We start from the raw sequence: 24,377 nt of genomic DNA, 5'->3' as shown, positions 1-24,377 counted from the left end.
AATTATGAATTCTTGCTAAATGCGGAAATTAAAAAAAATTAAAAAAGTCATACCAGTAACATTATTAGTAATAACCTTTATTTAAATCTTTTGATAGTGTTTTTAAACCAAAAATCCCTCCTAAAAAATTTAGAGGGATTTATGTTTTGTTAAATATGAATGCTTATAAAGCTATTATAATTTTTCGCCATGTTGAGAAATATCTAAACCAGCATCTTCATCTTCTTCTGAAACTCTTAATGGGCTAATCATGTCCGTTACTTTCAATAATAACCAAGAGCCAAAGAATGCAAATATTGACACCCCTATCAAAGCGCCTAAATGCACTAAGAATAAATGGGTTTCTCCAAATATTAAACCATTACCCGTTTCATTAGCTGCGTTAATAGATTGATGTGCGAAAACACCAGTTAACAACATACCAACCATACCGCCAACACCATGGCAAGGGAATACGTCTAAGGTATCATCTATAGAAGTACGTGTTCTCCAATCTACAATGAGGTTACTTACAACAGCCGCTACAACACCTATAATTAGAGAATGAGGTATGGTAACAAAACCAGCTGCTGGTGTAATAGCTACTAAACCTACTACCGCACCAATACAAGTACCCATTGCTGATGGTTTTCTACCTTTATAAGAGTCAAAAAATATCCAAGCAAGAGCTGCTGCTGCTGATGCAGCCATGGTATTTGCTAAAGCTACAGTGGCAAGCGTACCAGCACCATAAGCAGAACCTCCATTAAAACCTATCCAACCGAACCATAAAAGACCAGTACCTAATAAAACATAGGTAATTCTGGCGGGCGAATGGCTAGGCTCGTTTCTCTTTTTCAAATATAACGCGGAAGCTAAAGCTGCCCAACCTGCCGACATGTGAACTACCGTACCACCAGCAAAATCAAGTACACCTAATTGAAATAACAAACCATCAGGATGCCATGTAGAATGCGCTAAAGGAGCGTAGATTACAATAAAAAACAAGCAAATAAATAAGCAGTAGGAAATGAATCTGATACGCTCTGCAAAAGCTCCGGTAATTAAAGCAGGAGTTATAATGGCAAATTTTAACTGGTATAAAGCAAACAATACTAAAGGAATAGTTGGCGCTAATACCCAAGGTTTACCGTCAATAACATTACTCATCATGAAAAATGTTCTAGGATCACCGATAATACCACCAATAGAATCGCCAAAAGCTAAACTAAAACCAAAAACCACCCAAATAACGGTGATAATTGCCATACAAATAAAGCTTTGTAGCATGGTAGAAATCACATTTTTCTTTTTCACCATACCACCATAAAAAAACGCTAAACCTGGTGTCATAATCAATACTAATGCTGTTGCGCATAGCATCCATGCTATATCTGATGAATTATACTCACCAGCAAACATCTCCCCTGGTACTGAGGGATAAAAAATCGTTAATAATGCAATAATTGCAAGAAAAATAAACGGAACTTTTGATAATTTCTTAGCCATTGTTTAAAATTTGGATTTATTATGGCTGAAAATTAGGAATAATTATATGATTTATACTAAATATTATATTTTTTTAGTTTTTTTTCAAAAAAAACACCTTTTTTAAGAACATAAATGAAATTCATTAAAAAAATCAGGTATTTATTTTAACATTTTTTTAAAAAAACATATTTTTCAAATCATATTTTATGCAAGATTTAACAAAAAAAGCATCCAAAAACATGACTTAAAATCTTATTTCTATTACAAGACTTAAAATATTTTGAAAAAACTAGGAAAAACACCAGCAATTAGAACTATAACAGCCAGAATTATGATGAAGAAATCAAAAATTGGAGATTTTTTTTCCTTAACTATTAATTGTTCTGGTTTCTTTAGATAAATATGAAGTGGAATATTAAAATAATAAAATAAAGACAACACAGTAGTTAATACTGCCACAATTAATATAGGAACTAGAAAGCCAATAGCTGTAGTTTCTGAAATTAAAGAAGAAAACACAACAAATTTAGCCATGAAACCAACCGTTGGAGGTAAACCAGTTAAAGAAACCATAAATACAACCAAACAAGGTGCTATAATGGTATTTAATTTACCCAAGCCTTTCAATTGTTGCAGTGTTTTAATATTAAAACTTTCTTCTAAGTAGGCGATACTCATGAAAGCACCAATATTGGTGATACTATAAGCAAAAAGATAAAACCATAAGTTGCTAGACATAGTGCTATCATCTGGCAAAACCAACAACATCAATAAAAAACCTGTATGCCCTATAGAAGAATAAGCTAACAATCTTTTTAAATCTTTCTGAAAAACTGCCATCACATTTCCCACAAGCATGGTTAAACCCGCTGCAAACAAAATAATGGTTGAAAAATGTATAGAAACAAGCTGAAATGGTGCTGCCAATCTGAATAAAAATGCGAAAACTGCAATTTTTGGTACTGTAGATAAAAAGGAACTTACAGAAGTAGGCGCTTGCTGATAGGCATCTGGTGTCCAGAAATGAAAAGGCACAAAGGATAGTTTAAACCCTATACCTGCTAATACCATTAACAATACTAAACTTGCCGAGAAGCTATTTACCTGCTCAAAAGCTGTAAAAATATGATCGTTATAGAGGTTTAAAGTTCCAGAGAAACCATATAAAAATGTTAGCCCATATAACATGATAGCAGAAGCTGTGGCTCCAAAAAGGACATATTTCATCCCTGCTTCTGCTTGTAACTTTTCTTTATTGGTATAAGAAACCATCAGATAAGATGCTATGGATAACATCTCTATGGCTAAAAAAAGCATTAATAAGTTTGCAGATGATATCAGCGTAAGCAAACCTAATACACCGCCTAAGAAAATGGTATAAAAATCATTTATCCCTTTAGGGTGATTTTTTAAATCTTTATCCTGATTAAAAAACACTAAGGATAATAATGAAGCAAATAAAGCCAATAACTTAAACCCAATGACATAGCTATTATGCAAAAACATGCCATTAAACAATAACAAACTATTGGTTTGTATAATATTTAACTGAATAAGATAGGCAACAGCAGCTAAAAACAGTGTAAACATTGTTGCAAAAAACACCAAACGCTCTGCCTTTTTCATAAATAAGTCTATTATAATGATCAGCAGAAAGCCTACAGTTATGATAAACTCTGGGATAAAGTAAGACAGAGAGGCTATGATATTCTCTGTGGATTGCGCTATATCTAAACCTGTTTGCATTAGGTAAACAATAAAATAAACTGGTTTACAGATGAGTTGATGGTATTAAAAACCAAAGAAGGCATGATGCCCAACAATATGGCGAAAAATGCTAGCGGTACAAGGGTTAAAATTTCTCTTGTATTTAAATCTTTCAATTTTATAAGCCAGCTTTCTTCTTTTACTCTTAACTGCCCAAAAAACATTCTTTGCAATGTCCAAAGTAAATAGGCAGCCCCTAACAATATTCCAAAAGAACCTAAAATGGCCATCCAGCGTGGAATAAGGCCATTTATACTTTCTGAGTTAAAAGCACCTATTAAAGAAAACGCCTCGGCAATAAAAGCAGAGAAGCCTGGCAAACCTAAGGAAGCAAAAAAAGCAATCATCACAAAGCCTGTGTAAATAGGCATGTGGGTTGCTAAACCTCTAAAGTTGTAGATATACCTATCATGAACGCGGTTATAAACCACACCAACAATAAAAAACAACATCACCGATAAGAAACCATGAGAAATCATCTGCATCATGGCACCACTAATACCTTCTGAGGTAAGAGATGCTAAACCTAACAATACAAAACCCATATGCGAGACAGATGAATAAGCAATTAAGCGTTTTAAATCTGTTTGCGCTAAAGCAACCATAGCCCCGTAAAGTATAGAAACTACACCTAATAAGCCTACGTAGAAAGAAAGATTTAAGGCTATATCTGGAAATATGCTGTAAGCAATTCTGATAATACCGTAACCTCCTACTTTTAATAATATACCTGCTAGTATGATAGAAATTGGTGTTGGTGCTTCCACGTGGGCATCGGGCAACCAAGTATGAAAAGGTACAATAGGTACTTTAATAGCAAAAGCTATAAACACGACTATAAATCCTAACAACCTTGCCGGGACACCTAAAATATCTTGATGCACTAAGAAAGAAAATATACCGTTTGGCACATAGTTTTTTGGGTTCATCATGTGTACGATATTGAAAGTATGGTTACCTGTTAAAGGGTCTATAACAGAAAAATATAAGCCTGCAATAACCAATAACATAAATACCGAACCTAATAAAGTATACAAAAAGAACTTAATAGCTGCATATTCTCTCCTTACTCCTCCCCAAATCCCTATAAGGAAATATAAAGGAAGTAGCATCAACTCGTAAAAAACGTAAAATAAAAAGATGTCTAGAGCACAAAAAACACCCATGATGGCTGTGTTCAACAACATCATTAAAGAAAAATACCCTTTATGATTTTCTTTTATTTCCCATGATGATAATGCCGCAATTAACATAACCAAAGCAGACAAAAATAAAAGTGGAATAGAAAAGCCATCAACACCCAATAAATAATCTATTTGTAAAGCGCCAAATTTTCCTACATCTAAACGTATCCAAGGTAAATATTCTTTAAACTGATAGCTATCTAACTGATTTACACCTGCAAAAGCTGCTCCGGTTTGGAATTGGCAATACAAATAAGCCGTTATAGCTAGCTGTATTACAGCCACGGCAACGGTAAAATATTTAAAAGTTTGACTATACTTTTTAGGCATTAATAAGATGATTAAAGCAAAAAGTAAAGGCACAAATATTAAAATTGATAATAAACCCATTTTAAAATATCATTAGATATATAAAGAAAGTAATCATGATTAAAAGCATCCATATGATGTAATGCTGTACTTTTCCGTTCTGAACATTTCTAAACCAAATATTCAAACGTTCTACCACACTTGCCACACCGTTAACTAAGCCATCAATAATATGCACATCAAACCAATTGGCTAAACTTGAAATATAGAGAATAGCTGAAGCTGATGAATTTACCAAACCGTCTATCACATTTCTATCAAACCAGTAATAAGCTTTAGCTTTTAGTAAAGTAGGTTTTACGATGGTTGTATTATAAATCTCATTAAAGTACCATTGTTGATAAGAAAACTTAAAAATCCAAGTCTGTTCTAAACCAAAACTGAATTTGTTTCTAGCATAAGCCAAATAAGTAATCCATAGCAAACCTAGGCTTAAGATATTGATATAAACAGGTACCAAAATATGGTAAATACCTCCTATATGCTGCTGTGGTGCTAACTGATGGAGCAACCAAGATGCCTCTAAACTGAATGGATGATAAGAGAAAACAAATGCCAAACAAAAAACCGCAAGTACCATTACTGGATATTTTAACCATGCATTAGCTTCGTGGATATGAAATTGGTGATGATCTAATTCTAATAATTGAGGAAGTCTAAAATCTCCAAAGAACACCTTAAAAACTACTCTGAAAATATAAAAAGTAGTTAGCCAAGAGGTTAAGGAAACGATGATTGGAAAAATCCAGAAAATACCTCCTTTAACATCGGCCCACTCAAAAACACTTATTAAAATAGCATCTTTTGATAAATAACCTGAGGTAAAAGGTAAACCCGATAAAGCCATAGCGGCTATAATGAAAACAATAGCTGTTATAGGCATACTTTTGAAGAGCCCGCCCATGAAGGTCATATCTTGTTCATCAAACTGAAGTTGATGCTTTTCTTTTAAGTGATGTAATTCATGAATAATGATACCTGCACCTAAAAACAGTAAACACTTAAAGAAAGCATGAGTAACGAGATGAAAAATTGCAGAAGCTTCATCGCCTACGCCAATAGCCAACATCATAAAGCCTAATTGAGAAATGGTAGAAAAAGCTAAAACCCTTTTGATATCATTTTGAGTAAGTGCAATAGTGGCAGCCATAAAAGCTGTAAACACACCTATTGATGCTATTACAACTAAAACGGTTTCATTAAATAAAGGCGCTATCCTTACCAATAAGAAAACACCCGCAGCTACCATGGTTGCAGCATGTATTAAGGATGAAACAGCTGTTGGCCCCTCCATAGCGTCTGGCAACCAGGTATGCAATGGAAATTGTGCCGATTTTGCAACCGCCCCAGCAAAGAAACAAAGCCCGGCAATAGTTAACCAATAATCGGGCATCATGTTAAACGGACTTACCCACATGCCGTTGGTTATAAAGGAGGAAGCCATTAAATTACCGCTTCCAAATAAAGCATCTATATCTAAAGTGTGGAAATGGCTTAGCATAATCATGATACCAGCTAGAAAGCCTAAATCGCCAAGCCTATTCATGATAAAAGCTTTTTTATTGGCTAAAACTGCTTGCTCTTTTGCAAACCAAAAACCAATTAAGAGGTAAGATGAAAAACCTACTAACTCCCAGAATATGTATATTAAGAAAAGATTATCGGCCAAAACCAAGCTCAACATAGAGAAACAAAACAAGCTTAAATAAGCAAAATAGCGTGGCTTAAGTTTGTCTTTACCCATATACTCTACGGAGTAAACATGCACTAATAAAGCTATTAAGGTGATTAATAATAGCATGAGCACCGTTAGGTCATTAAATAAAAAACCTAAACGGATATCAAAATTTTTAAAAACTATCCAAGGAATTGAAAAATGAAGCGTTTTAGCAAACCAGACTTTTATAAACAGGGCAATAGCTGCTATAAAACTTGTTGATATTGCTGTTATGGCTATAAAAGAAGCAAAACGTTTAAAAATTAAGCTAAAGAAAAATGATAATAATGGCGCACAAATAAGTAAGAAAGCTAAAATTAGCACCGCTTGGTTTGATATGTTGATGATGCTATCCATTAACCTCTTAAAGAATTAGCTTTATTAGGGTCAATAGTTTTTACCCTTTTAAAGAAGTTTAATATGATAACCAAACCAACGGCTACTGAAGCAGCAGCCAATACAATAACAAATAATGCAAAAAGCTGCCCATTGTTATTGATAACATCGTATTTAGCAAAAGCTACCAGATTTAGAATGGAGGCGTTTATCATCAGTTCTATACCAATTAGAACTTGTATAGCATTTTTTCTAGTGATAACTGCGTAAATACCTAAACAAAATAAGATAGCTGCAATAAATAGAAAATGCTGCAAACTAATCATTTTTAGGCTCCTTTCTAGCTAAATGAGCAGCACCCACCAAGGTCATCATCAATAAAATTGAAATCAACTCGAAGGGTAATAAAAACCTCCCCATAATGTTAACGCCAATATTATGAACATTACTGGTTTGTGCTTTATCTATCAATAATTTATTAGATTTTATCCAATCTAATTGTTCAAAATCAACTAATAAAATGGCGTAAATGATAATAACTAATAAGGCTATAGTGATTATAGTTGCTGGAATTCTGTTTGCAGAAAGTGCTTCTTTCTTTAAGTTCACAATATTGTCTAAAGAATCTTTTGAAGAAAGCATAAAAACAAACAAAAGCATGACCAGCACACCGCCAACGTAAATAACAATTTGGGTTAAGGCTACAAAATCTGCTAAGGCAAAAACATATAATCCTGCAACACTTAACAGGGTAACAAAAAACATAAAAACAGAACGCACCAAGTTTTGACTAGCTACTACATAAACACCACTTAAAATGGCTATTGCTGCAAAAATGTAAAATACTATCTGTTCTACCATATTCTATTTTTCTGATGAATGACTTTATCGTCAAACAAAAGAAAGCTTAATTATTCTTTATTGTCTTGTTTAAGTGCTGCTAATTTAGCTGCTTGGCGCTCTGCCAATTGTTGTTCAAGAGCTTGTCTTTTTTCTTCGGCTTCTGCCTCGGTCATATTCGCAAATTTATAATTCAAATCAGAAATATGAGCTACGCTTCTATCATATTCGCTTGTCATGGTGATACATTCTGTTGGGCAAACTGTAGTGCATAAACCGCAATACATACATTTAGCCATATCTATATCAAACTTTGGCGTATACAATCTTTTAACAGAACCGTCAGATGTTTTGCCTATAGCTTCTGTGGCTTTAATAGCTTCTATATCAATGCAATTAACAGGGCATATTTTTGCGCATAAATCACATACAATACAATCGTTAATTTCTACATGTAATTGATACCTACCCACTTCTGGCACAGGTATAGTTTCTTTTGGATATTGAACAGTTACAATGCCTTCTGCTTGATCAAAATATCCACTATGCTCAACAGACTTAATTGTCTTATCCGCTTTAGCATTAAAAAAATGTTTTAGGGTCAAAGATAAACCTTTCCAGGCTGTAGTAAATCCGTTTAAAGCTCCTTTTATCATATTAAAACAACAACAGCCTCCATAAACCTGAAATAACTAAACATGCAAACGCCAAAGGCGTAAGTATTTTCCAACATAAGCTCATCAATTGGTCTACACGTAAACGTGGTAAAGTCCACCTGATCCACATCTGAGCAGCAACTACAAGCAAGCTTTTTATCAACACCCAAAATATACCCCAAAACATACCAGTGGTATAATCTGCTAGTTTTAAGTTCCCAATATTTGGTAAAGGCGTATTCCATGCCCCTAAAAATAAAGTAACACCAAACATGGCAACCAAAAACATCATAGCATACTCTGCTAAGAAGATAAAGGCGAATCTCAATCCTGTATATTCGGTATGGAAACCACCTATTAATTCAGATTCTGCCTCCGGAATATCAAAAGGCGCTCTATTACACTCGGCCAATGAAGCTATAAAGTAGATGATATAAGCGATGATTAAATGTGGAGCTTGAAAAACATTCCATGCGAAAATGCCACCAATATCTTTAACATTCCAAAAGCCAAAAAATCTTATTTCTTGTTGAGCTAAAACACCTTGATTTAAGCCAATAAGCTGTAAATCTAACGTTTGAGCTATCATAACCGCTGCTATGATAGCAAAGCCAATAGGAATTTCGTAAGAAACTATTTGCGCTACCGAACGTACCGCACCAATTAAACTGTATTTATTATTTGAACCCCAGCCTGCCATTAAAATCCCTAAAGCTTCAATAGAAATAATAGCAAAGACGTAAAAAACGCCTAAATTCATACTTACGGGTGTTAAACCAGGTGCCCAAGGTAAAGCAGCAAAGCCTAAATAAACAGCTACAAATATGATAACAGGTGCTAAAGTGAATAGCACTTTATCTGCAACGGTAGGGACTATAAATTCTTTCTGGATAAGCTTAAGAATGTCAGCGAGAGTTTGCATCCACCCAAACTTACCCACTTCCATAGGGCCAAGCCTATCTTGAATAAAAGCAGATATCTTTCTTTCTGCGTAAACGCCAAATAGAGAAAACACTGCAATGAATGCAAAAATAAGGCTTGCGGTAAGTATATAGAGGATGTAAAAGTCCAATCTTAAACAGCTTAGTTTATTAAGATTGCAAACTTAATGATTTAGATTCTAAAATGCCCCTAAGAATGATAAAATAGCTTATTTATCCCAAATATTTTTTTGAACGAGGTTAATCTTATCCCCAAAAAATATTTTAGTGCTACGTTCAAAAGATGGTGTCTTATCAGAAACATAAAATTCATCTTTGGGAAGCTCTTCTGTAGGATTGATGAGATTTAATGCTTCTAATTGCCTTTTAACATCATCAGCTACAATATCTGCAGTACTTAACACTTCAACTTTTTCATGATAATATGCTTCAATTTCTTTTTTTATTAAAGGATAATGAGTACAAGCTAAAATAAGCGAATCAATTTTTTTAAGCTTTGGCGATGATAAATAAGAGTTGATAATGGTTTGGCTGATATTATTTTCAAAAAAGCCTTCCTCTATCATGGGTGCTAATAATGGCGTAGCTAAAGATTTAACTTCAACAGCAGGTTTTGCTTGTTGGATTTTTAAAGCGTAAACATTAGAACGTATGGTGGCTTTGGTGGCTATTACACCAACTTTTTGGTATTGTTGATGATTCACAATAAAATCTACCACAGGGTCTATCACATTAAAAATGGGTAGTTCTTCTCCTAAAAAATCTTTTAAATCTTGATAACCCAAGGATGATGCCGTGTTGCAAGCTATGACAATTACTTTACATCCCTTTTCCTGTAAAAACTTGCCAATTTTAAGACTGTAGTATTTTATAGCTTCCGGAGATTTATCGCCATAAGGCATATGGGCTGTATCGCCAAAATAAATAATCTTCTCGTTAGGAAGCACTTTTCTAATAGCGCTGGCTACAGTTAAACCTCCAATACCAGAATCAAAAATACCTATGGGCTGTGTTTTTTTCATGTAATAGGTTACAAGCTACAAATAAAATAAAAAAATGCGAAGCCTTTGAGAATGGCTTCGCATTTAAATATTCTATATCGCTATAGCAATATTATTTTAAACCTAATTTAGTTTTAACATCAGTAAGGATATTGATACCACCATCAAAGTAAACAATACCTGGTTGGGTTGTATCAAAAACGTAAGCATAACCTTTTTCTTTAGCTACAACTTTTACTGCATCTTCTGCTTTTTTAAGAATTGGGTCATATAACTCGCCTCTTTTTTTCTCGAAGTTTTCGCCAGCTTTTTGTTGAAATTCTTGAATTCTTTTCTCTAAGTCTTGAATTTCTTTGATTTTCATCTCTTTCATCGCATCGCTTAAAGTTTTTTCTTTAGATTGATAATCTTGAACTTTAGCTTGATACTCTGAATACATAGTTTTACCGTCTGTATCTAAAGTAGTTTTATAAGTTTCTAATTGTTTGTCTGCTGTTGCTACCTCTGGCATAGCTTTAATTAACTCTGCAGAATTGATATAAGCAATTTTCTGCTGTGCATTAGCCACATTCCCAGCAAAAAACAAACATCCTGCTACTAACGCAATCTTAAATAATCTTTTCATTTCTATTGTACTTTTTGTTTTACGAGTTTATAATAAATTTTTCTATTTAGCAAATGAACCTGGCTTATATCCTAATCTTGTTATAATATCATTGCTTTTATCATAACTTGGTCTGGCAAAAAGCATGGTTACAGAAGCTTTGTCTAATATGATGTCTAACCCATCTCTGGCGGCATATTCTTCTATGGCCTTTCCTATTTTTTCTTGAATAGGCTTGATTAATTTCACTCTTTGTTGATAAAGCTCTCCTTCAAAGCCAAAACGCTTTTGTTGTAAATCTGTAGCTTCTTTCTCTTTTATTTGTATTTCTTCTTCTCGCTTTTTACGCATTTCATCAGTTAATAAAACCTGATCTGCTAAATAAGCTTTATTTAAAGTTTCTACTTCTATAAACTTTTTATCAATTTCTTTTTGCCACTGTTCTGATAAACCATCGAGCTGTTTTTGTGCAGATGAATACTCTGGAACATGTTTTAATATATAATCTGAATCAACATAAGCTAAACGTTGCGCAAAAGCTCCAATGCTACTTATAACGATTAATAGAACAGATATTATATATCTCATGATTTTAATTAGTTAAACCCTCCTAATTGTTGTGCTATACTAAAGGTAAATGGCTGTCTACCGCCATCCTGTTGTCCGGGTATCCTATCAAATGCGTAACCATAATCTATACCTAATAAACCAAAAATTGGCAGGAATATTCTTGCACCAACACCCACAGATCTTTTTACGTTAAAAGGATTAAAATCTGCGAATCTATTCCAAGTGTTACCACCTTCCATAAATGTTAAGGCAAAAACTTGAGCTGATTCACTTAAAGTAATAGGATGTCTTAATTCTAAAACATATTTATTAAAAATTGGGCTACCAGCTGTAGTAGGCGCACCTTCTGGTACAACAGCGTTATTTGCATAACCTCTTAAACCAATAACCTCAGAGCCTTGTAAAAAGTCAAATGCTTGCAAGCCATCTCCTCCCAATCTAAACCTCCCGAATGGGGCTTGACCAACTTCTTTACTATAAAAGCCAAGGAAACCAAATTGAGCTTGAGCTTTTAATATCATTTTACCATAAACTCTTTGGAAAAACTGAGATTCGAACTTCCATTTATGGTATTCTGTAAATTTATATCTCTCCGCTGTAGGTAAATTACCATAATTTTTACCGTTAAAAGCTGAATAAGGCAAGGTAGCCTGTACAGTAAATTTAATGTTTGAGCCAGAGGTAGGAAATATAGGTGCATCAATAGAGTTTCTGCTAAAAACTTGAGACAAACTTAAATCGTAAGAATCTCCGTTTTCAAACAAATAACCTGCATAATTTTTTAACCTAAATTGCTGTAAGTTGGCAGAATAATCTACTCTAAAAAAGTCATCAGGCCATTTTAATTGCTTACCTAAACTAAAAGTAACACCATTTAAACGGATTTTTTGCTGCACAGGGTTAGAGTTTGCTAAACCATTACTTTGTAAAGATGTAAACGCACTTATACCAAAATAAATAGGTTTTTTACCTCCAAACCAAGGCTCTGAGAATGAGAAACTATAAGACTGGAAAAATTTCCCGTTGGTTTGTCCTCTAATACTTAACTTTTGTCCATCTCCTTTTGGTAGCGGTTTATAAGCTTTTAGGTTAAATAAATTCTTTGCAGAAAAGTTATTGAAGGTTAAACCTAAAGTACCAACTACCCTACCACCTCCAAAACCTCCAGAAAGTTCAATCTGGTCTGATGGTTTTTCTACCACTGTATATTGTATGTCTACCGTACCATCTGCTGGGTTAGGTATTGGTTTGATATCAACTTTTTGCTCATCAAAATTACCTAATTGGGTAATTTGTCTTTGCGAACGAATTAATGCGTCTTTAGAAAATTTCTGACCAGGTTTAGTTCTAATCTCCCTTAAAACTACTTGATCATTTGTAAGCTCATTACCTTTTAAAATAATTTTATTGATGGTATACTGCGGACCTTCAAATATTCTGATTTCAAGGTCAATCGTATCATTATAGATTTTTGTTTGTACAGGGTCTACATTGAAAGTTAAATAACCATCATTTAAGTAAAGAGAAGAAACATCATCACTGTTAGGACTAGAACGTAGCGTTTTTTCTAATTTCTCTTCACTAAAAACTTCTCCCTTTTCTATCTTTAATACTTGCTTTAATATAGATGTTGGATATTTAGCATTTCCCACAAAAGTTACATTTCCAAAATAGTATTTAGGCCCTTCATGAATCTTCATATCTATATTGATAGCATTTTTATCATGAGGATAAATAGAATCTGAAACAATTTCTGCTTCTCGGTAGCCTTTTTCACGCATTTTAGCTACCAGTTTATCTTTATCTTCTTCGTATTTTTCTTGGATAAATTTACCTGAGCCAAAAACTTTATACCATGCTTGTTCATGAGTTTTCTTCATGAATTTCTTAAGCTTAGCATCATTAAACTCTTTATTACCTTCAATATTGATGGCGTTTACTTTTACCTTATTGTTTTTATCAACTTTAACATTAACAATTTTACTGTTAGCATCAGAAGTATCGGCTTTGTAAGTAATATCTATTTCTGTATTGAGGTAACCTTTCTCAAAAAAGTGCTTTTTAATAATAGCATTAATGGTTTTATTTAAATTCTCATTAACAACTTTACTTTTCTGATTATTAAGTTTTTCTTGGATTTCTGTAGTTTCTGATTTTGTTAAACCAGATAATTTTATGGATGATACACGAGGTACTTCAACCAAATTAAGATCAAAATAAACAGAGTCGCCTTGAATTTTAGCTATAGAAAGTTCAATATCTTCAAACAAACGTTGATCCCATAAGTTTTTAACTGCAGCAGAAGTAGCTTCACCTGGCACCATAATCCTATCACCAACAGCCAATTTAGAAATGGTTAATAAAACGGCGGTATCCAAATAATTTACTCCGTTGATTTTAATACCTGCAATAGTGTATTCTTTTGGATTAAGGTATCCTATTTCATCATCTGAGGCTTTTGGAGTGTTATTTCTTGAGGACGGACGTAGTTGTGCAAATCCAGAAAAACAAAGATTGATGAATATAATGGCTAAAAATAATTTCTTCATTTATTTACGTATCGTGGCTAAATTAACTTTATTCTTTGTTAAAATTTGTTAAAAGTAAAATTTAGCTAATTTGTTCGCTTGTTAAACCGAACCTTCTTTCTCTTTGTTGATAATCAAAAATGGCTTCAAATAGGTCTTCTCGCCTAAAATCTGGCCAAAGTTTATGGGTAAAATATAATTCGGCGTAAGCCAATTGCCAAAGCAAATAATTACTAATTCTATGTTCACCGCTAGTTCTAATCATTAATTCTGGATCTGGCAGATTATGCATAGTAAGATAAGACGAAAACAAAGCTTCTGTAATATCCTCTTCTTTTAGCTTGCCAGCTACTACATCAGCAGCAATTTTCTTTGATGCTTCTGTAATTTCCCATCTAGAACTATAAGATAACGCTAAAGTTAAGGTTAAGCGTGTATTGCCTGCTGTTTTTGCCATGGCTTCTTTTAACTCTTTATAACATCTTGATGGTAAAGCGTCTAAATTCCCAATAGCATTTAATCTTACATTATTGTCCATTAAGGTTCTTGTTTCTTTACTGATGGTACTTACTAAAAGCTCCATTAAAGCCGTAACTTCCAATTTTGGTCTGTTCCAGTTCTCGGTAGAAAAAGCATATAAGGTAAGGTTTTTTACACCTAATTCTGCTGCTCCTTCTACAGTATCTCTAACGGCTAAAACACCATTCTTATGGCCAAATACTCGTAATTTCCCTTGCTCTTTTGCCCATCTTCCATTGCCATCCATAATAATGGCTACATGTTCTGGTAATTTTGAAACGTTAATTTGCTCCCTGAAACTCATCTATTTATGTAAGATATTTTTAACTAAAATAACGGACAATTTTGACGCACAAAGGTATAAGATAAGGTAATACCCGCAAATAGATAGGTGTCCTTTTTTCTAAAATCGCCTCTTTGTACGCCTTTTACATCTGGCGTAGCCACATTACCTAATTTATTTTGCCCTATAGAACGGTCTGCAAGTGCTGCTCTTGTGCTTCCATAGGCTATATTAGGATATCTTTGGCTTACGTCATCTAAATAATCTGTATTGGCTTTTCTAAACCCAAATTCTGCCGCTATGTTGAGTTTTTCATTAATTCTATACTTTACACCAGCCCCTAAAGGTATAGATGTTGAAATTGTTTTATAGGCTTCGCCATTGGGTTGCCCCTCTGTATTAAACAATCTTAATTCGTAAGTTTCTCCCCTATATTCTGTTTTAGGGTTGAAACCAAAAACAGATAAACCTGTAAATATAAAGGAGTAATTCTAGACTGACCAAAGTTTAAACCGTAATCAAAAAAGTTAAATTCTACTAATAAACTCCCCTCGGTTACACCAGAATAAAAATTAAGATTTCTTTCTCTTTCTTGTGCAAAATCAGAATCGGCATCGTTAGCATTTACTTTTCCGTTTAAAACGGATAATTTTAACGACCAAAAACCATCGAAATTTCTTTTTACAGAACCCCCAAAAGCTATATTGTTAAACTTATAAAACTTATGTTGATTTAAATCTCCTTGATATCCCATACCTCCGGCGCTAATACCTAACTCCCAAGTTTGAGAAAAGCTTGGTAAGACCCTAAAAAACAAAGGAATAAAAGGAGCTTAAAAGATTTAAACATTTAATAATTTCTGGTATCTATACCCCAAAGTAATTTGTTTCTTAACGTAGATAAATAGGTTTCATTGTTTAGTCTAACTAGGTTGATATCAAAATCTGCTCTTTTAACACTTAACCTTATAGATGAGTCTACAATTTCTGTTCTAGAATCGCAAGTAACCAGATACTTAGAGCTTCTACCTTCTATTTCAAAAGTTAAAGTATGAGCATCAGATAAAACAACCGGTCTTACGTTAAGATTATGAGGAGAAATTGGCGTTATCACCATATTACCTGAACGTGGAAACACAATAGGACCACCACAACTTAAAGAGTAAGCTGTTGAGCCTGTTGGGGTTGCAACAATTAAACCATCTGCCCAATAAGAGTTTAAAAATTCACCATCTTGATAGCAATGAATAAGCATCATGGCAGAATTATCTCTTTTATGTATGGTTAAATCGTTAAGTGCAAAATTAAGGTCTTTGAAAAGGTTTTGGTTTGATTCTACCTTTAGCAAACGCCTTACGTCTAAAGTAAATTTATGATTAATAAGGCCTTCTATAGCTGATTTAATGCCTTCTTTACTTACACTTGCCAGAAAGCCCAATCTTCCAAAATTGATACCCACCATTGGGATGCCAGAGTCTCTAACAAAAGTTACGGTATCAAGCATGGTTCCATCGCCGCCAAGGCTTATCATTACATCTACCTTATCTTTGATGTCTAAATGAGTTTTAAAAGTGCCAAACTGCTTTGGCAGAAATAATTTATCCTTTACAAATTCAAAAAATCTTGATAAACTAAAACTTCTACCTCATGCTCTACCAAACAATCAAAAACCTGTTGTACATAGGGTAAAACCGAGTTATTAAATTGTCTGCCGTAAATTCCAATGATCATTACTTTTATTTTATATCAATGAATGAGGATTAATTTTTAATGAGCTAATCTTAATCAAAGCTCAGATAATTCATCAAAGAATCAAAACGATTTTTAGAATCATTATCGCGTTGTAAATGGTTAAAGGTAGCTTTTATAGTGTAATCGTATCTTAAAAAAGAGGCAACGATTTGGCTGATATCTGTTTTATTTACTTTAATAGTAATTTCTAGTTTTGTAGAATTATCAACTGTATCTACATAAGAACTTAGAATTTGCGCATTATTAGACTCAACAATTTGTGCTATATGAGACAAAGAATTATTCCTGTTACTAATTTCTAGCACTATTATACCTCCGGGGTCTGTTACAGAAGTTATTTTAGCAAAATATTCTGTTAAAGTATTAATAGATATTAAACCCAGATAATTCATGCTGCTATCCAGAACCGGTACTGCTGTTAATTTTTGCTCGTAAAACAGTTTGATAACTTCGTAAATATGTTGGTCTTCATAAACAAATGGATTTATTAAAGATAAATTCACGTTTGCTACTGTGGTATCGTAATCAGGAATTTCAATGATATCTTCATCAGAAATTAAACCCAAAAATTGAGTTTCATTTACAATGGGCAAATGATTTAGCCTAAACTCAGCCATGCGATCCTCAACTTTCTGAATGGTATCAGAGGTTTTGATGGATGGTATCGCATCTGATATGAGTTGAGCTGCAATCATTGATTCTCTATCTTTTCTAAAACTTTATTTAAAATTTGATTAAACTCTGCTGGCTGTTCCATCATGGGTGCATGCCCGCATTTATCTATCCAATATAAATCAGAATTTGGCAATAAATTATTAAACTCTTCTGCCACTTCTGGTGGTGTAATTCTATCGTTTCTGCCCCAAATTAAAGAAACAGGAAGTTTTATCTTATGCAAATCTTTAGACATATTGTGTCTAATTGCCGATTTAGCCATGGCTAAAATTCTGATTACTTTATACCTATCATTTACCGTTTCAAAAACTTCATCAACCAATTCTTTGGTTGCTGTAGCAGGATCATAAAAAGTAAACTCTACCTTTTCTTTTATAAAATCGTAATTCTCTCTTTTAGGGAAAGACCCACCAAAAGAGTTTTCATACAAGCCAGAACTTCCGGTTAAAACCAATGATCTCACAAATTCTGGGTGTGAAGTAACAAAAACTAAACCAACATGCCCGCCCAAAGAATTTCCTAAAACAATTACATTTTGGAACTTCTTAAACTTCACAAATTTATGAACAAATTTAGCCAGACTTTTTACACCAGTTGTTAACAGAGGTAAATCATAAATAGGTAGCATTGGAATAACTACCCGATAACGATCTTTAAATTCGAGTATAACTTCTTCCCAGTTACTTAAAGCACCCATTAAACCATGGAGCAACAACAAAACCTCACCTTCACCTTCTTCTATATATTTGAAACCGTTTTCCTCTTTAATTGTAAACTCCATAAAAATTATATCTCGATAATGTGTATCAACTGCTAAAATAATAGTCTGTTTTTAATTTGGGTACAAAACCTTATTAAATGTTTATAAAATTAGTCTTTTAAGCGGTTTGTTAAAGAACTATTTCAATAAATTTTAAGATAACAAGCTTTTTATACTTTCTGATATTGCCTTTCCATCTGCTTTACCAGAAAGTTCTTTACTTGCAATACCCATTATTTTACCCATTTCTTTAACAGAAGTTACATTTAATTTATCCATTAATTGCTTTAAATAAGCGTTTAATTCTTCTGCGGAGAGTTGCTTTGGCAAGTAATGCTCAATAACTTCAATTTCTTCTGCTTCTATCTGATATAAATCTGCTCTATTTTGACTTTTATAAATATCTGCCGATTCTTTTCTTTGCTTTACCAACTTTTGAAGAACCTTTATTTCTGCTTCTTCAGTTATTTCTGTTGAAGCACCTTTTTCTGTTTTCGCTAGTAATAGAGCCGATTTCACTGCTCTTAAAGCTCTTAATTGAGCTTCATTTTTAGCCAACATAGCAGCTTTAATATCTTGATTGATAGTAGTTTCTAAAGACATAATGATAATTAGGATTAAAACCTCTTTTCCTGAAATTAATAAGCTAAATTAAATATTTTTTAGATGATGACTAGTACTTGCTTGCGAAGTTGGCATAATCACCAAATCATTTATATTAACATGCGCTGGTCTTGTGGCTATAAAAACTATAGTTTCTGCAATGTCTGATGCTAATAAAGGTTCATAACCTTCATAAACTTTAGCTGCTTTTTCTTGGTCGCCATGAAATCTTACTACAGAAAACTCTGTTTCAACAGCACCAGGATGTATGGCACTCACTTTTATTCCATGTGGCAATAAATCAATTCGCATAGCTTTATTAAGTGCATCTACAGCGTGTTTAGTAGCACAGTAAACATTTCCATTGGCATAAACTTCTTTTCCGGCAATAGAGCCTATGTTTATGATATGGCCAGATTTTCTACTAATCATCCATGAAGAAACTATTTTAGAAACATATAACAGTCCTTTTATATTGGTGTCTATCATGGTTTCCCAATCTGTTAAACTCCCTTCATGTATAGGGTCTAAACCCTGGCTCAAGCCTGCATTATTAATCAAAACATCAATATGGCGCCAATCGTTAGGTAAATCATGTAAATTTTGGGTAACGGCTTTGCAATCTCTAACATCAAAATTCAAGGCGATAACTTCTATACTAAAATCTCGCTCTAGATTTTGTTTGAGATTTTCAAGTTTATCTTTTCTCCTTCCTGTGATGATGATTTTATAATTAAGCAGTGCAAAAGCTTTTGCACATGCCTCACCAATACCTGATGTAGCACCTGTTATCAATACAATTTTAGACATAGCTTATTTTTTGTGAAATGTGATTTTAAAATATGGCTCTTACTCGAAATATAAACTAAAAATAAAGTTTCTTAGAAAAAGTTTATCTAATGGAGTAGAATATGGGTCTTCCCCTCTTCTTAAAACACTATTTACAGAATTAGCAATTTTTATTTCTGGAGAAAGCTTAAAAAATTCGAAATACAAATCAAAGCCTAAACCAGCTTCATAAGAAAATATACCTTGTTGGTTCTTTAATAATTTATTAAAATAGGTATTATCTGCATCGTCAGCATTTTTCTTTGCGCCAATATCAAAACCATATTTTAAGCCTCCTATAAGATAAGCCCTAAAATTACCCTTCCTTTCTGATTTTAATTTAAGTAATAAAGGAAAATCTATCATGGTAGACGATACGGCCCTTCTTGTAAACCCTTCCGGAGATTTTACCGTTTCTTGTTCGTAAGAATTACCACTCTCAAACTCGTAATCTATAACTCTATCTGCAAAAATTAGGGTAGGTGTAAATCTTAAATCCAGATGTTTGGTTACATATAAATTGGCCAATAAGCCAATTCCGAAACCAGGATTTAGTGTTGAACTGATGCTTTTTACTTGCTCTCTAATTGGTGGTCTGCCTGCTGCTGCATCTATTTCAATAATATCGTCTCGCCAGTTTAAGCCTTTTTGAATTTTATATTCCGAACCTATATATTGAAAAGTAAAACCAAAGTGTAAGGGTTCATCGTCTACACCACCGCCCCAATTACCTTGCGCTTGTACACCAATTGCAAGAAAAATAAGCGATAATAGAACCGATAAACTTTTTATCATTTAACTCCTGTATATATAGAACAAATGCCAAACGCCAAAGGACGACATTTGGTATTTTTGTACCCAACTTTTTCCATCAAATCTGTAAACCTACTTCCATCCGGAAAAGCTTCTACAGACTCTGGTAAATAACTATAAGCACTAGCATCTTTAGAGAAAATCTTACCAATTGTTGGGGTAATATAATGGAAATAGAAACTATATAATTGCTTTATAGGAAATGCTTTGGGCTTAGAAAACTCTAGAATAACCGCTTTGCCTCCAGGTTTTAAAACCCTTAACATATCAGCTACACCTTTTTCCAAGTTTTCAAAATTTCTTACACCGTATGCAACAGTTACTGCATCAAAAGTATCATCATCAAATAATAGCTTTTCAGAATCTCCAAGTCTTACCTCAAAAACTTCGCTTTTACTTCTTTTGATGATTTTTTCATCAGCAATATTTAACATGCCTTGAGAAATATCTACACCAATAATTTTCTTGGGTTTTAAAATATCCAAAGCCTCAAAAGCAAAATCGCCAGTGCCCGTAGCAACATCTAAAATATATTGTGGTTTATCTTTCAAAAGCTCTTTTATTGCTTTTTTTCTCCAAATAATATCTATACCTAAAGACAAAAAATGATTTAGAAAATCATAAGTCTTAGAGATATTATTAAACATGGTAGCTACTTGCTCTTTTTTTGTAGCCTGCTGATTTTTATAAGGGGTAACGTTTTCTGCCATTATTGTGCGCAAAGATAAAATATATTTTACGAGCTACGATTTTTTTAAGTGATGATTTAATTCTCACCCTAAATACTCGATAAGTTAAACCTCAAACTTATCTGTTTTGTTCGTTAAAATCATAACTTCTTAAATTCATGAAGCAAAGCACTAATAAATAGACAGTATATATTGAACTAAAAAACTAAACCTTACCTTTGCAGGATGATTATAAAGTCGGCAGAATTTACCGTTAGTAATACCAAAATAAGCAAGTTACCACCACCAATATTGCCAGAATATGCTTTTATAGGCCGTTCTAACGTGGGTAAATCATCTCTTATCAATATGCTTTTGAATGCCAAAGGCTTAGCTAAAACATCGCAAAAACCCGGTAAAACACAATTAATAAATCATTTTTTAGTTAACAAAACTTGGTACGTAGTAGATTTACCTGGCTATGGCTATGCTAAAAGCTCTAAAAGTAACCGACAAGAGTGGGCAAAATTTATCAGAAACTACTTAGAAAAAAGGGAAAGTTTACAATGTGTATTTGTTTTGATAGATAGCAGACTTGAACCTCAGAAAATTGATATAGAATTTTGCTGCTGGCTAGGAGAAAGAAGCATTCCTTTTATATTGCTTTTTACAAAAGCTGATAAACAGTCGAACGTTAAATCACAACAAAATATGGCAGCATTTAAAAAAGCGCTGCTTGCCTTTTTTGAGGAAATACCACAAATGATTTTAACCTCATCAGAAAAACAATTAGGAAAAGAAGATGTATTAAACTTCATCCAAGAAGTTAATCAAAATTTTATTGCACCACAATTTGATTTTGAAGAAGAAGAAGAACAGGAATAAAGCATGAAAAAATATTTATCATTAGTAACTTTTTCGCATACCATTTTTGCGATGCCATTTGCTTTTATTGGCTTTTTTCTGGCTGTAAACACTACAAATTATTCTTTTTCGTGGTTTAAATTGGTTTTAATGGTACTATGTATGGTATTCGCAAGAAATGCTGCTATGGCATTTAACAGATACCTAGATAGAGATATAGACGCTAAAAACCCAAGAACAAAAGTACGTGACATACCTGCCGGAAGAATATCAGCTAACAATGCGCTAGTTTTTACCCTTACCAACTGCTTACTTTTTATTGCTACAACATGGTTTATTAATATGCTGTGTTTTTGGCTTTCGCCGATAGCCTTACTGGTTATTTTAGGATATAGCGCTACCAAAAGATTTACGGCCTTATGCCATTTGGTACTAGGTTTAGGTTTATCATTAGCGCCAATTGGTGCTTATTTGGTTGTAACCGGAGAATTTGCCCTTTTACCGATATTGTTTTCTTTAGCTGTTTTATGCTGGGTAAGTGGTTTTGATATTATTTATGCTTTACAAGATGAAGAGTTTGACCGAGGTGAAAAACTGCACTCTATACCCTCTTATTTTGGCAAAAATAAAGCTTTATGGATAAGCAATATTTTACACATCTTATCTGCCATATTTGTAATAGCACCAATTTTCATTGCTGCTGATAACTTTTCTTGGCCATACTATGTGGGCTTAACCATCTTCATTAGTATGCTTGCCTACCAACACCAACTGGTTAAACCCAATGATTTAAGCCGAGTAAATTTTGCTTTTATGACTACCAATGGCATTGCATCTGTTGCTTTTGCAATTTGCTTTTTATTTGATATTTACTACCGTTCGTTATGATTATAGAAAAGAAAAAAGAACCTATCTTCCTGAAAATCTAGAAATTAAATGGGATAATTTAGAACCTATTTTTCAGGAATTATTGCATAGAGAAATTAATTCTTCAGAAGAATTAGAAGCATGGCTAAAAAACAGAAGCGAACTTGAAGCCGCTCTAGAAGAAGATTTCGCTTGGCGCTACATAAAAATGACTTGCGATACTGCAAATGAAGATTTAGTTAAAAGTTTCCAATATTTTGCTACCGAAATTGAGCCACAAATAGCTCCATTAAGCAATCAATTAAATGAAAAGCTAGTAGCTTCTCCATTTCTAAATCAATTAAACCAAGAAAAATATTTTATTTATTTAAGAGGAGTAAAAAAAGCTCTAGCCCTTTTTAGAGAAGAAAATATCCCTTTACAAACAGAACTTCAGGTAGAGCAGCAAAAATATCAAGCAATTACTGGCAGCATGTCTGTTACCCTAAACGGACAAGAATATACGTTAGAACAAGCTTCAAATTTTTTAAAAGATTTAAACAGAGAAACTAGAAAAGAGGCTTGGGAAAGTATCACAAATCGTCGTTTAGAAGATAAAGACAAATTAGAGGAGCTTTTTAACAAACTAAAAGCTTTACGTCATCAAGTAGCTTTAAATGCTGGCTTTGACAACTTTAGAGATTACATGTTTGAATCTTTAGGTAGGTTTGATTATAACGCACAAGATTGTTTTGATTTTCATGATGCTATAGAAAAAGAGATTGTTCCTATTTTAGCAGAACAAGCAGAAGAAAGAAAAAAAGCGCTTCAATTATCTGGCTTAAAACCTTGGGATACAGAGGTTGATACATCGGGTAAACCCGCTCTAAAACCTTTTGAAAATGGTAAAGAATTGATTGATAAATCTATACAATGCTTTAACAAATTAAACCCTGTCTTAGGCGAAAAACTAGCTATCATGAAAGCTAATGGCTTTTTTGATGTTGAAAGTAGAAAAGGTAAAGCTCCGGGTGGTTATAATTATCCTTTAGCAGAAACTGGCGCTCCTTTCATTTTCATGAACTCGGCAGGTTCTTTTAGAGATTTAACAACTATGGTACATGAAGGCGGACATGCCATTCATACTTTCGTTACCGCAGATTTAGAATTAAATGATTTTAAACACTGCCCTTCTGAAGTAGCGGAACTAGCCTCTATGTCTATGGAATTAATCTCTATGGACCATTGGGATGAGTTTTTCACCGACCCGGAAGAATTAAAAAGAGCAAAAAAATATCAGCTTAAAGATGTTCTAAAAACGCTTCCATGGGTGGCTGTGGTTGATGCCTTCCAACACTGGATTTACACCCACCCAGAGCATACCACGCAAGAACGTACTCAAGCTTGGAAAGAAATATTTACCAGATTTGGAGCCAACTTTGTGGATTGGACAGAACATAGCGACGCATTAGAAAATCTTTGGCAAAAGCAACTCCATATATTTGAAGTTCCTTTTTATTATATAGAATATGCCATTGCCCAATTAGGAGCCATCGCTGTTTGGAAAAATTATAAAGAAAATCCAGAAAAAGGCTTAAGCAATTATTTAGATGCTTTAAAGTTAGGTTATACTAAATCTATCAAAGAAGTATATAAAACAGCCGGTATAGAATTTAATTTTAGTGCCAGCTACGTAAAAGATTTAGCATCCTTCATAAAAGATGAGCTTAAAAAACTAGATTAACAAGAAAGCCGATTTAAGATCGGCTTTCTTGTTTTATAAG

At 33.4% G+C, this 24,377-nt stretch carries 26 protein-coding genes; 3 read left to right on the top strand and 23 right to left on the bottom strand.

Features of this window, described 5'->3' with window-relative positions; all coding sequences use genetic code 11:
- Positions 1 to 174 precede the first annotated feature (174 nt).
- The 23 genes from FYC62_RS01895 to ubiE form a co-directional block, all read right to left on the bottom strand.
- Positions 175 to 1,488 carry an ammonium transporter gene (locus FYC62_RS01895; protein ID WP_039450423.1) on the bottom strand — a complete coding sequence of 438 codons (1,314 nt, stop codon included), beginning with the start codon at positions 1,486 to 1,488 and terminating at the stop codon, positions 175 to 177.
- 252 nt (positions 1,489 to 1,740) lie between these two features.
- Positions 1,741 to 3,216 carry an NADH-quinone oxidoreductase subunit N gene (locus tag FYC62_RS01890; RefSeq protein ID WP_149073714.1) on the bottom strand — a complete coding sequence of 492 codons (1,476 nt, stop codon included), beginning with the start codon at positions 3,214 to 3,216 and terminating at the stop codon, positions 1,741 to 1,743.
- Positions 3,216 to 4,811, bottom strand: coding sequence for a complex I subunit 4 family protein (locus FYC62_RS01885; protein WP_149073713.1), 1,596 nt, complete (start codon positions 4,809 to 4,811; stop codon positions 3,216 to 3,218). The genes FYC62_RS01890 and FYC62_RS01885 overlap by 1 nt, the downstream gene beginning before the upstream one ends.
- A gap of 1 nt (position 4,812) precedes the next feature.
- Positions 4,813 to 6,864 carry an NADH-quinone oxidoreductase subunit L gene (gene nuoL, locus FYC62_RS01880; RefSeq protein ID WP_149073712.1) on the bottom strand — a complete coding sequence of 684 codons (2,052 nt, stop codon included), beginning with the start codon at positions 6,862 to 6,864 and terminating at the stop codon, positions 4,813 to 4,815.
- Positions 6,864 to 7,169, bottom strand: coding sequence for an NADH-quinone oxidoreductase subunit NuoK (gene nuoK, locus FYC62_RS01875; RefSeq protein WP_039450410.1), 306 nt, complete (start codon positions 7,167 to 7,169; stop codon positions 6,864 to 6,866). Before nuoK ends, nuoL begins: the two co-directional genes overlap by 1 nt.
- Positions 7,162 to 7,704: an NADH-quinone oxidoreductase subunit J family protein gene (locus FYC62_RS01870; RefSeq protein WP_039450407.1), complete on the bottom strand. Its 543-nt coding sequence runs from the start codon at positions 7,702 to 7,704 to the stop codon at positions 7,162 to 7,164. The genes nuoK and FYC62_RS01870 overlap by 8 nt, the downstream gene beginning before the upstream one ends.
- A 50-nt stretch (positions 7,705 to 7,754) precedes the next feature.
- On the bottom strand, positions 7,755 to 8,339 hold the full coding sequence (locus FYC62_RS01865) for a 4Fe-4S binding protein (protein ID WP_149073711.1): 585 nt from the start codon (positions 8,337 to 8,339) through the stop codon (positions 7,755 to 7,757).
- Position 8,340: 1 nt separating this feature from the next.
- Positions 8,341 to 9,411: a complex I subunit 1/NuoH family protein gene (locus FYC62_RS01860; protein ID WP_149073710.1), complete on the bottom strand. Its 1,071-nt coding sequence runs from the start codon at positions 9,409 to 9,411 to the stop codon at positions 8,341 to 8,343.
- A 78-nt stretch (positions 9,412 to 9,489) separates the two neighbouring features.
- On the bottom strand, positions 9,490 to 10,302 hold the full coding sequence (gene murI / locus FYC62_RS01855; RefSeq protein WP_039450401.1) for a glutamate racemase: 813 nt from the start codon (positions 10,300 to 10,302) through the stop codon (positions 9,490 to 9,492).
- A 91-nt stretch (positions 10,303 to 10,393) separates the two neighbouring features.
- Positions 10,394 to 10,906 carry an OmpH family outer membrane protein gene (locus tag FYC62_RS01850; RefSeq protein WP_039450398.1) on the bottom strand — a complete coding sequence of 171 codons (513 nt, stop codon included), beginning with the start codon at positions 10,904 to 10,906 and terminating at the stop codon, positions 10,394 to 10,396.
- 42 nt (positions 10,907 to 10,948) lie between these two features.
- Entirely contained in the window at positions 10,949 to 11,473 is a 525-nt protein-coding gene (locus FYC62_RS01845) for an OmpH family outer membrane protein (protein ID WP_149073709.1), read from the bottom strand.
- 8 nt (positions 11,474 to 11,481) lie between these two features.
- A complete protein-coding gene (gene bamA, locus FYC62_RS01840) occupies positions 11,482 to 14,004 on the bottom strand; it encodes an outer membrane protein assembly factor BamA (RefSeq protein ID WP_039450393.1) in 2,523 nt (840 codons plus the stop codon).
- A 61-nt stretch (positions 14,005 to 14,065) separates the two neighbouring features.
- Positions 14,066 to 14,806, bottom strand: coding sequence for an isoprenyl transferase (locus FYC62_RS01835; RefSeq protein ID WP_149073708.1), 741 nt, complete (start codon positions 14,804 to 14,806; stop codon positions 14,066 to 14,068).
- A gap of 23 nt (positions 14,807 to 14,829) precedes the next feature.
- Positions 14,830 to 15,192, bottom strand: a complete 363-nt coding sequence (locus FYC62_RS01830; protein ID WP_149073707.1) for a hypothetical protein — start codon at positions 15,190 to 15,192, stop codon at positions 14,830 to 14,832.
- Between the two features lie 2 nt (positions 15,193 to 15,194).
- Positions 15,195 to 15,602: a DUF6089 family protein gene (locus tag FYC62_RS01825; protein ID WP_149073706.1), complete on the bottom strand. Its 408-nt coding sequence runs from the start codon at positions 15,600 to 15,602 to the stop codon at positions 15,195 to 15,197.
- A 32-nt stretch (positions 15,603 to 15,634) separates the two neighbouring features.
- Positions 15,635 to 16,375 (bottom strand): NAD kinase, encoded by a 741-nt coding sequence (locus FYC62_RS01820; protein WP_317131538.1) that lies wholly within the window; start codon positions 16,373 to 16,375, stop codon positions 15,635 to 15,637.
- A 14-nt stretch (positions 16,376 to 16,389) separates the two neighbouring features.
- On the bottom strand, positions 16,390 to 16,515 hold the full coding sequence (locus FYC62_RS17925) for a hypothetical protein (RefSeq protein ID WP_317131505.1): 126 nt from the start codon (positions 16,513 to 16,515) through the stop codon (positions 16,390 to 16,392).
- Between the two features lie 50 nt (positions 16,516 to 16,565).
- Complete coding sequence (locus FYC62_RS01815) at positions 16,566 to 17,231, bottom strand: CBS domain-containing protein (RefSeq protein ID WP_039450384.1); 666 nt, start codon at positions 17,229 to 17,231, stop codon at positions 16,566 to 16,568.
- The gene (locus FYC62_RS01810) at positions 17,228 to 17,992 is read right to left on the bottom strand and encodes an alpha/beta fold hydrolase (RefSeq protein WP_039450382.1); all 765 of its coding nucleotides are present in this window, start codon (positions 17,990 to 17,992) and stop codon (positions 17,228 to 17,230) included. The genes FYC62_RS01815 and FYC62_RS01810 overlap by 4 nt, the downstream gene beginning before the upstream one ends.
- Positions 17,993 to 18,124: 132 nt before the next feature.
- The gene (locus FYC62_RS01805) at positions 18,125 to 18,574 is read right to left on the bottom strand and encodes a GatB/YqeY domain-containing protein (RefSeq protein ID WP_039450378.1); all 450 of its coding nucleotides are present in this window, start codon (positions 18,572 to 18,574) and stop codon (positions 18,125 to 18,127) included.
- A gap of 48 nt (positions 18,575 to 18,622) precedes the next feature.
- Complete coding sequence (locus FYC62_RS01800; protein WP_149073705.1) at positions 18,623 to 19,384, bottom strand: SDR family oxidoreductase; 762 nt, start codon at positions 19,382 to 19,384, stop codon at positions 18,623 to 18,625.
- Between the two features lie 39 nt (positions 19,385 to 19,423).
- Complete coding sequence (porT, locus tag FYC62_RS01795) at positions 19,424 to 20,197, bottom strand: type IX secretion/gliding motility protein PorT/SprT (RefSeq protein WP_149073704.1); 774 nt, start codon at positions 20,195 to 20,197, stop codon at positions 19,424 to 19,426.
- Positions 20,194 to 20,925, bottom strand: coding sequence for a bifunctional demethylmenaquinone methyltransferase/2-methoxy-6-polyprenyl-1,4-benzoquinol methylase UbiE (ubiE, locus tag FYC62_RS01790; protein WP_039450368.1), 732 nt, complete (start codon positions 20,923 to 20,925; stop codon positions 20,194 to 20,196). Before ubiE ends, porT begins: the two co-directional genes overlap by 4 nt.
- 204 nt (positions 20,926 to 21,129) lie before the next feature.
- On the opposite strand from ubiE, the gene yihA reads away from it, so the two are divergent.
- Genes yihA through FYC62_RS01775 form a run of 3 tightly spaced genes read left to right on the top strand, consistent with a single transcriptional unit; the run spans position 21,130 to position 24,337 of the window.
- Positions 21,130 to 21,768, top strand: coding sequence for a ribosome biogenesis GTP-binding protein YihA/YsxC (gene yihA / locus FYC62_RS01785; RefSeq protein ID WP_149073703.1), 639 nt, complete (start codon positions 21,130 to 21,132; stop codon positions 21,766 to 21,768).
- 3 nt (positions 21,769 to 21,771) lie between these two features.
- Positions 21,772 to 22,635, top strand: coding sequence for a UbiA-like polyprenyltransferase (locus FYC62_RS01780; protein ID WP_149073702.1), 864 nt, complete (start codon positions 21,772 to 21,774; stop codon positions 22,633 to 22,635).
- Positions 22,571 to 24,337, top strand: a complete 1,767-nt coding sequence (locus tag FYC62_RS01775) for a M3 family oligoendopeptidase (RefSeq protein WP_149073701.1) — start codon at positions 22,571 to 22,573, stop codon at positions 24,335 to 24,337. Before FYC62_RS01780 ends, FYC62_RS01775 begins: the two co-directional genes overlap by 65 nt.
- Positions 24,338 to 24,377 lie beyond the last annotated feature (40 nt).

Source organism: Pedobacter aquae (assembly GCF_008195825.1).
Classification (GTDB): domain Bacteria; phylum Bacteroidota; class Bacteroidia; order Sphingobacteriales; family Sphingobacteriaceae; genus Pseudopedobacter; species Pseudopedobacter aquae.
Note: the sequence above shows the minus strand (reverse complement) of the source record. Positions and strands in the feature narration are given on the sequence as shown.

Excerpts from the sequence above, each read along its gene's own strand:
- FYC62_RS01775 (WP_149073701.1), top strand. The coding sequence starts at position 22,571 with ATGGCATTGCATCTGTTGCTTTTGCAATTTGCTTTTTATTTGATATTT.
- FYC62_RS01865 (WP_149073711.1), bottom strand. The coding sequence starts at position 8,339 with ATGATAAAAGGAGCTTTAAACGGATTTACTACAGCCTGGAAAGGTTTA.
- FYC62_RS01895 (WP_039450423.1), bottom strand. The coding sequence starts at position 1,488 with ATGGCTAAGAAATTATCAAAAGTTCCGTTTATTTTTCTTGCAATTATT.
- yihA (WP_149073703.1), top strand. The coding sequence starts at position 21,130 with ATGATTATAAAGTCGGCAGAATTTACCGTTAGTAATACCAAAATAAGC.
- FYC62_RS01835 (WP_149073708.1), bottom strand. The coding sequence starts at position 14,806 with ATGAGTTTCAGGGAGCAAATTAACGTTTCAAAATTACCAGAACATGTA.
- FYC62_RS01810 (WP_039450382.1), bottom strand. The coding sequence starts at position 17,992 with ATGGAGTTTACAATTAAAGAGGAAAACGGTTTCAAATATATAGAAGAA.
- FYC62_RS17925 (WP_317131505.1), bottom strand. The coding sequence starts at position 16,515 with ATGATCATTGGAATTTACGGCAGACAATTTAATAACTCGGTTTTACCC.
- FYC62_RS01845 (WP_149073709.1), bottom strand. The coding sequence starts at position 11,473 with ATGAGATATATAATATCTGTTCTATTAATCGTTATAAGTAGCATTGGA.
- FYC62_RS01780 (WP_149073702.1), top strand. The coding sequence starts at position 21,772 with ATGAAAAAATATTTATCATTAGTAACTTTTTCGCATACCATTTTTGCG.
- FYC62_RS01800 (WP_149073705.1), bottom strand. The coding sequence starts at position 19,384 with ATGTCTAAAATTGTATTGATAACAGGTGCTACATCAGGTATTGGTGAG.
- nuoL (WP_149073712.1), bottom strand. The coding sequence starts at position 6,864 with ATGGATAGCATCATCAACATATCAAACCAAGCGGTGCTAATTTTAGCT.
- FYC62_RS01890 (WP_149073714.1), bottom strand. The coding sequence starts at position 3,216 with ATGCAAACAGGTTTAGATATAGCGCAATCCACAGAGAATATCATAGCC.
- porT (WP_149073704.1), bottom strand. The coding sequence starts at position 20,197 with ATGATAAAAAGTTTATCGGTTCTATTATCGCTTATTTTTCTTGCAATT.
- FYC62_RS01815 (WP_039450384.1), bottom strand. The coding sequence starts at position 17,231 with ATGATTGCAGCTCAACTCATATCAGATGCGATACCATCCATCAAAACC.
- bamA (WP_039450393.1), bottom strand. The coding sequence starts at position 14,004 with ATGAAGAAATTATTTTTAGCCATTATATTCATCAATCTTTGTTTTTCT.
- murI (WP_039450401.1), bottom strand. The coding sequence starts at position 10,302 with ATGAAAAAAACACAGCCCATAGGTATTTTTGATTCTGGTATTGGAGGT.
- FYC62_RS01870 (WP_039450407.1), bottom strand. The coding sequence starts at position 7,704 with ATGGTAGAACAGATAGTATTTTACATTTTTGCAGCAATAGCCATTTTA.
- FYC62_RS01885 (WP_149073713.1), bottom strand. The coding sequence starts at position 4,811 with ATGGGTTTATTATCAATTTTAATATTTGTGCCTTTACTTTTTGCTTTA.
- FYC62_RS01850 (WP_039450398.1), bottom strand. The coding sequence starts at position 10,906 with ATGAAAAGATTATTTAAGATTGCGTTAGTAGCAGGATGTTTGTTTTTT.
- ubiE (WP_039450368.1), bottom strand. The coding sequence starts at position 20,925 with ATGGCAGAAAACGTTACCCCTTATAAAAATCAGCAGGCTACAAAAAAA.
- FYC62_RS01805 (WP_039450378.1), bottom strand. The coding sequence starts at position 18,574 with ATGTCTTTAGAAACTACTATCAATCAAGATATTAAAGCTGCTATGTTG.
- nuoK (WP_039450410.1), bottom strand. The coding sequence starts at position 7,169 with ATGATTAGTTTGCAGCATTTTCTATTTATTGCAGCTATCTTATTTTGT.